The organism is Actinomadura sp. NPDC000929, assembly GCF_040492065.1.
GTDB classification, from domain to species: domain Bacteria; phylum Actinomycetota; class Actinomycetes; order Streptosporangiales; family Streptosporangiaceae; genus Spirillospora; species Spirillospora verrucosospora.
This window is the reverse complement of the sequence record NZ_JBEUPA010000114.1, coordinates 23,825-29,917: the sequence shown is the minus strand read 5'-3', so window position 1 is coordinate 29,917 and position 6,093 is coordinate 23,825. Positions and strand designations below refer to the sequence as shown.

Sequence of the window (6,093 nt, the reverse complement as noted above, 5' to 3'; positions counted from 1 at the left end):
CGTACAAAGCGAGAACCCTTCTGCAGGAGTCCTACAGAAGGGTTCGTCGCCCGCCCGGCTCCGCCATCGGCACCCGGCGCACCACGACCGGCGGCCTCCCGCGTCCCGGGCGGGCGGTCGCGCCCGAGAAGTACGCGGCGAAGCAGCGGTCGTAGCGGGCGAGGTCGTCGGGGTCGGCGCACAGGGTGAGCCGGCCCGCCCAGTACACGTCGTGCGGGTCGAGAACGTCGAGATGGTCGAGCGCGGCGAGCATCGCCTGGACCCGCTCGGGATCGGCGGCCCCGCCCGCCGCGCGCACCGTCCTGGCGAAGCCGACCATCGTCTCGGTGACGTCCCGGTCCACGGTCACCCCCCGTCGAGCAGTGCCTCTAGCCCGGCCGCGCCGTCGCCGCCGAGCACGCGCTGCTGGTCCTCGCGGTACTTCAGGACGGCGCCGAGCGTCACCGCCGCCGTACCCGGGTCGAGGTCGCGGACGCCGAGGGCCACGAGCGCCTCCGTCCAGTCCAGGGACTCGGCGACGCCCGGCGGCTTCAGCAGGTCGGCCTCGCGCATCCGCTGCGCGGCCCGCGCCACCTGCCCGGCCAGCCGCTCCGCCGCGTCCGGCAGCCGCCGCCTGATGATCGCGACCTCGCGGTCGAACGAGGGGTGCTCCAGCCAGTGGTACAGGCAGCGGCGCTTGAGCGCGTCGTGGACCTCGCGGGTGCGGTTGGACGTCACCACGACCACCGGCGGCCGCTCGGCCCGGATCGTGCCGAGCTCGGGGACGGTGATCGTGAAGTCGCTGAGGACCTCGAGCAGGAACGCCTCGAACTCGTCGTCGGCGCGGTCCAGCTCGTCGACGAGCAGCACGCTGGGGGACGTCTCCAGCGCCTGGAGCAGCGGCCGCGCCAGCAGGAACCGCCGGTCGTAGAGCTCGCCCTCCAGCCGCGACACGTCGCTGACGCCCGCGGCCTCCGCCGCGCGCAGGTGCAGGAGCTGGCGGGGGAAGTCCCAGTCGTAGAGCGCCTGCGACGCGTCGAGGCCCTCGTAGCACTGCAACCGGATCAGCGGCGCGCCGAGGCCCCGCGCGAGCGTCTTGGCCAGCTCGGTCTTGCCGACGCCCGCCTCCCCCTCCAGGAACAGGGGCCGTCCCATCCGCAGGGCGAGGAAGCAGGCCGTGGCGAGCCCCTCGTCGCACAGGTAGCCGTTCCTGTCGAGCAGGCCCGCGAGCTCCGCGGGCGATCCGACCTGGTCCACGGTCATCGGCGCCGCCTCCCCCACGGATCACAGGCTACTCAGCCCGAGACCCAAGTCACACATCTGGTTCCGTACGGATCCGGCTCGGCCGTCCGCCCCGCTTTGCCGCGCTATGGGAACCTCCCCCACCGATAAAAACCTGTCAAAGCAGTAGGGAAAGTTGACTTTTGGACGCGGGCTGAGCAGCATCGGAGCCATGCGAAGCGGTGATCCCGATGACCTGCCCCATGGGGACGAGCTGACCGACGAGGCGACCTACGAGCGCGTCCGATCCCCCTCCCGGAGGGGACTCCTGCGGCTGTCGGCGGGAGCCGGGCTGACCGCCGGCCTCTCCGCGGCCCTCGGCCCGCGGCCCGCGGACGCCGCGACCGGAATCGTGAAGCCGCTGCCCCCGGAGCTGTTCGTCCCGCAGGGCACGAACGCCGAGATGCGGTGGGAGGCCATGCGCGGGCAGGGGTACCTCACCCCCACCGACCGGTTCTTCGTCCGCAACCATGTCGCCACACCGCTCATCGACGCGCGCACCTGGCGGCTGAGGCTCTGGGGAACCGGCCTGCGCGGCGCCCCCGCCGAGGACCGCCCCGTCGAGTTCACCTACGAGGACCTCCTCCGGCTCCCGGCCGAGGAGGTCACCGCGTTCATCGAGTGCACCGGCAACGCCCGCGCGTTCTACACCTCCCAGCAGGGCCAGGAGGTGTCGGGGACCCCGTGGCGGCTGGGCGGGGTCGGCGTGGCCCGCTGGCGCGGCGTCCGCCTGGCGACCGTCCTGCGTCGTGCAGGTGTCACCCCTGAGGCCGTGGACATCATGCCGCGCGGGCTGGACGCTGAGTTCGTGGACAAGGGCGAGAACCTCGGCCGCGTGCGGCGCCCCCTGCCGATCGCGAAGGCCATGAAGGACGCGCTCCTCGCCTACGAGATGAACGGCGCCCCCCTGCCGCCCGACCACGGCCACCCGGTGCGCCTGGTCGTGCCCTCGTGGACGGGCATCGCCTCCATCAAGTGGCTGGGAGACATCCAGGTGGCCGACGAGCCGCTGTTCTCCCCGTGGAACACCCGCTACTACCGGCTCTTCGGGCCCGGCTACCCCGAGGAGGGATCGCCGCCCCTGACCCGCATGAACGTCAAGTCCGCGTTCGAGCTGCCCTGGGAGGCGTCCCTGCCGGCGCGCCCGCACGTCCTGCGCGGCCGGTCCTGGTCGGGCGGCGGCCGCATCCGGCACGTCGAGGTCAGCGTGGACGGCGGCAGGACGTGGCGCCGCGCCCGACTGCGGGACCGCCACCCGAGTCCCCGCGGATGGGTCCGCTGGGAGCTGCCGTGGCGACCCGAACGGCCGGGCCGCCACGAGCTCCTGGCGCGCGCGACCGACGAGACCGGCACCGCCCAGCCCGCGACCGCCCCCTACAACACGCTCGGCTATCTCTTCGGCGCCGTCGTACGGCACCCGGTCACCATCACCTGAAAGGGCACCCATGCCACTGTGGAAGCCAGACCCGACGTTCTACGCCTCGCCGCGCGACGCCGCCTCGGCGCCGCCGGAGAAGCTCGCCTACGTCGCGGCGTTCGACCGGGCCGCGGAGAAGCCGGACGCGATCGCGGTGCTCGACGTGGACCCCGGCTCCGCCTCCTACGGCTCCGTGGTGGGGTGGACCGAGCTGCCCTATCTCGGCGACGAGCTGCACCACTTCGGGTGGAACGCGTGCAGCAGCGCCCTGTGCCCCGGCTCCCCGCACCCGCACGTCGAGCGGCGGTACCTGATCGTCCCCGGGCTCCGGTCGTCGCGGGTGTACGTCATCGACACCAAGGACGACCCGACCGCCCCGAAGATCGTCAAGACGCTGGAGCCGGACGAGCTGGCCAAGCGCGCCGGGTACTCGCGCCCGCACACCGTCCACTGCGGGCCCGAGGGCCTCTACCTGACCGCCCTCGGCGGCGCGAACGGCGAGGACGGCCCCGGCGGGATCGCGCTGCTCGACCACACCTCGTTCGAGGTCCTCGGACGCTGGGAGGTCGACCGGGGCCCGCAGCACTTCGCCTACGACGCCTGGTGGCACATCGCGCACGACGTCCTCGTCGCGTCCGAGTGGGGCACGCCGTCCATGATCGAGGACGGTGTCGTCGGGGAACTGCTGCTCGGCCGCAAGTACGGGCACTCGCTGAACTTCTTCGACCTGCGCAAGCGCAAGCACGTCCAGACGGTCGACCTCGGGGACGAGCACCAGATGGTCCTGGAGCTGCGCCCCGCGCACGACCCGACGAAGCTGTACGGGTTCGCGGGCGTGGTCGTCAGCGTCGAGGACCTGTCGGCGTCGGTGTGGGTCTGGCACCGCGACGGCGACCGGTGGGCCGCGACCAAGGTGATCACGATCCCGGCCGAGCCGGCCGACCCGGACGCCCTCCCGCCCGTCATCCGGCCGTTCGGGGCCGTGCCCCCGCTCGTGACGGACATCGACCTGTCGGTGGACGACCAGTGGCTGTACGTCTCCTGCTGGGGCACCGGCGAGCTGAAGCGCTACGACGTCAGCGACCCGTTCCACCCGGTCGAGGCGGGCTCGGTGCGCATCGGCGGCATCGTCGGCCGGACCCCCCATCCCGCCGACCCCGGTCGCCCCCTGGCGGGCGGGCCGCAGATGGTGGAGGTCAGCCGCGACGGAAAGCGCGTCTACGTCACCAACTCGCTGTACGGCTCGTGGGACGACCAGTTCTATCCCGACGGCGTCGGCGCCTGGATGGCCAAGCTCGACTCCACCCCGGACGGCTTCTCGTTCGACGAGCGGTTCTTCCCCAGCGGCGACGACTTCCGCGGCCGCCGCCCGCACCAGACGCGTCTCCAGGGCGGCGACGCCTCCTCGGACTCCTACTGCTACCCGTGAACGACGGGTCGCTCGCCGCACTCGTCGCGCTCGGCGCGTTCCACGGCCTCAACCCGGCCATGGGATGGCTGTTCGCCGTGGCCCGCGGACTCCAGGAGCGCAGCCGGTCCCTCGTGCTGCAGTCGCTCCCGGCCATCGCCGCGGGCCACGCCGCCTCCGTCGGCGCCGTCGCCGTCCTGGTCGCCCTCACCCGCTCCGTCGTCGCGACCCGCGCGGTCGCGATCGGCGGCGGGGCCGTGCTCGTCGGGTTCGGCCTGTGGCGCCTGCTGTCGCGGCGGCACTTCCGCTGGGTCGGGATGCGGATCTCGCTCTGGCAGCTCGCCGGCTGGTCGTTCCTGATGTCGTCGGTGCACGGCGCGGGCCTGATGCTGCTGCCCGTGCTCACCTCGCCCGGGACGGCCCCGGCGGGCCACGACCACGGACTGGCGTCGTCCTCCGGCAGCGCCCTGTCGACCGGGATCTTCGTCACCGCCGTGCACACCCTGTCGATGTTCACCGTCGCCGGCGTGATCGCCGTCCTCGTCTACGAGATCGTCGGCCTGGCCGTCCTGCGCCGCGCCTGGTTCAACCTCGACCGCCTCTGGGCCGTGGCCCTCATAGGCGCCGGCACCATCACCGCCATCACCGCCTGGTGACCCGGCCGGTCCAGGGCGTCAGGTGGGGTCGGGGGCTTCGCCGCGCGTGTGGAGGAGGGCTCGGAGTTCGGTGAGCTGGTGGGCGGCGCGGGCCTTCTCGGCCCCGTTGATGCCCATGGCGGGGAGGGAGGTGCCGTCGGCGAGGTCGAGCGTGGGCCAGGGGTCGCCGGTGGTCATGGAGACGCCGACGACTTCGGGCCATTCGAGGCGGCGGGTGCGGAAGGCGTTGACGACCGTCAGGCCGGACTCGTCGGCGCCGACGCGGCAGCGCGCCAGCATGTGCAGCACCCAGGCGACCACCGCGGCGAAGGCGACCATCAGGATCCGGTCGAACAGCTTGAACTGCGGCGCCACCACCACGGCGAGCACGATCATGCCGAGCACGATCACGCCCGCCGTGGTGTAGGCGACGAGCCGGGTGGTGCGGGGGCGCCACACCGTCGGCAGGGCCGGGACGTCAGTCAACGATCTTCGCGATGGGGATCTCGAGGATGTCGTGGGCGCCCGCCGCCTTCAGCGCCGGGATCAGCGTGTTGACGCCGCGCTTGGCCACCACCGACTCCACCGCGTTGGACTCGCCGCCGGCCAGCGAGGTGACCGTGGGCGAGGCCATCGCGGGCATGATGTCCAGGACCTTCTGCAGGTCGCCGTGCGCGACGTTCAGCTTCAGCAGCACCTTGCCGCGGGCGCGGATCACGCCCTGCAGCAGCAGGGAGATGTCCTCCATCGCGGCGCGCTTCTCGGCGTCCTCGTAGGCCTCGCGGTTCGCGACCAGCTCGGTGTAGCTGGTCAGGAGCGTGTCGAGGATGCGCAGGCCGTTCTTGCGCAGCGACGAGCCGGTCTCGGTGAGGTCGACGATCGCGTCGACGATGTCGGGCACCTTCGCCTCGGTCGCGCCGTAGGACGGGACGACCGTGGCCTTGACGCCGTGCCGGTCGAGGTACCGCTTGGTCATCGCCGGGAACTCGGTGGAGATCCGCACGCCCTCCGGCAGGTCCGCCACGGACTGCCAGGGCGCGCCGTCCGGCACCGCCATGATCACGCGGACCGGGTTGGAGGTCGCCTTGGAGTACTTCAGCTCGCCGAGGCTGACGACGTCGGCGTCGGTCTCGGTGATCCAGTCGCGGCCGGTGATGCCGAGGTCGAACAGGCCCTGTTCGAGGTAGGTCGGGATCTCCTGCGGGCGCAGGACCCGGACGCGGTCGATGCGCGGGTCGTCGATGGAGGCGCGGTAGTCGCGGTCCGAGGCGCGCTGGACGGTGAGGTCGGCGGCGTCGAACAGCTGCATGGTCGCCTTCTCCAGCGACCCCTTGGGCAGAACGAGTGACAGCACGGATGAGCCTTTCGATGAG

The 6,093-nt window shown here is 72.4% G+C and carries 7 protein-coding genes; 3 read left to right on the top strand and 4 right to left on the bottom strand.

The annotated features are described in order from the left end of the window. Positions 1-31: 31 nt before the first annotated feature. Together ABWI04_RS30620 and ABWI04_RS30615 are read right to left on the bottom strand one after the other, a co-directional pair. Positions 32-343, bottom strand: a complete 312-nt coding sequence (locus tag ABWI04_RS30620) for a hypothetical protein (RefSeq protein WP_353834608.1) — start codon at positions 341-343, stop codon at positions 32-34. A gap of 2 nt (positions 344-345) precedes the next feature. Beyond that, positions 346-1,242, bottom strand: a complete 897-nt coding sequence (locus ABWI04_RS30615; protein ID WP_345184791.1) for an AAA family ATPase — start codon at positions 1,240-1,242, stop codon at positions 346-348. Positions 1,243-1,432: 190 nt separating this feature from the next. On the opposite strand from ABWI04_RS30615, the gene ABWI04_RS30610 reads away from it, so the two are divergent. Genes ABWI04_RS30610 through ABWI04_RS30600 form a run of 3 tightly spaced genes read left to right on the top strand, consistent with a single transcriptional unit; the run spans position 1,433 to position 4,741 of the window. Beyond that, positions 1,433-2,695 carry a sulfite oxidase gene (locus tag ABWI04_RS30610; protein ID WP_353834607.1) on the top strand — a complete coding sequence of 421 codons (1,263 nt, stop codon included), beginning with the start codon at positions 1,433-1,435 and terminating at the stop codon, positions 2,693-2,695. A gap of 10 nt (positions 2,696-2,705) precedes the next feature. Next, positions 2,706-4,106: a selenium-binding family protein gene (locus ABWI04_RS30605; RefSeq protein WP_345184694.1), complete on the top strand. Its 1,401-nt coding sequence runs from the start codon at positions 2,706-2,708 to the stop codon at positions 4,104-4,106. Beyond that, on the top strand, positions 4,103-4,741 hold the full coding sequence (locus tag ABWI04_RS30600; RefSeq protein ID WP_353834606.1) for a hypothetical protein: 639 nt from the start codon (positions 4,103-4,105) through the stop codon (positions 4,739-4,741). Before ABWI04_RS30605 ends, ABWI04_RS30600 begins: the two co-directional genes overlap by 4 nt. Positions 4,742-4,759: 18 nt before the next feature. Here the strand turns inward: ABWI04_RS30600 and ABWI04_RS30595 are convergent, their stop codons facing one another. Both ABWI04_RS30595 and hisG read right to left on the bottom strand, forming a co-directional pair. Next, positions 4,760-5,206 carry a PH domain-containing protein gene (locus ABWI04_RS30595; RefSeq protein ID WP_345184700.1) on the bottom strand — a complete coding sequence of 149 codons (447 nt, stop codon included), beginning with the start codon at positions 5,204-5,206 and terminating at the stop codon, positions 4,760-4,762. Beyond that, entirely contained in the window at positions 5,199-6,074 is an 876-nt protein-coding gene (gene hisG / locus ABWI04_RS30590; RefSeq protein ID WP_345184702.1) for an ATP phosphoribosyltransferase, read from the bottom strand. Before hisG ends, ABWI04_RS30595 begins: the two co-directional genes overlap by 8 nt. Positions 6,075-6,093 lie beyond the last annotated feature (19 nt).

What these genes read in the sequence shown, in the direction of transcription:
- ABWI04_RS30610 (WP_353834607.1), top strand. Translation starts at nt 1,433, where the DNA reads ATGCGAAGCGGTGATCCCGATGACCTGCCCCATGGGGACGAGCTGACC.
- ABWI04_RS30605 (WP_345184694.1), top strand. Translation starts at nt 2,706, where the DNA reads ATGCCACTGTGGAAGCCAGACCCGACGTTCTACGCCTCGCCGCGCGAC.
- ABWI04_RS30615 (WP_345184791.1), bottom strand. Translation starts at nt 1,242, where the DNA reads ATGACCGTGGACCAGGTCGGATCGCCCGCGGAGCTCGCGGGCCTGCTC.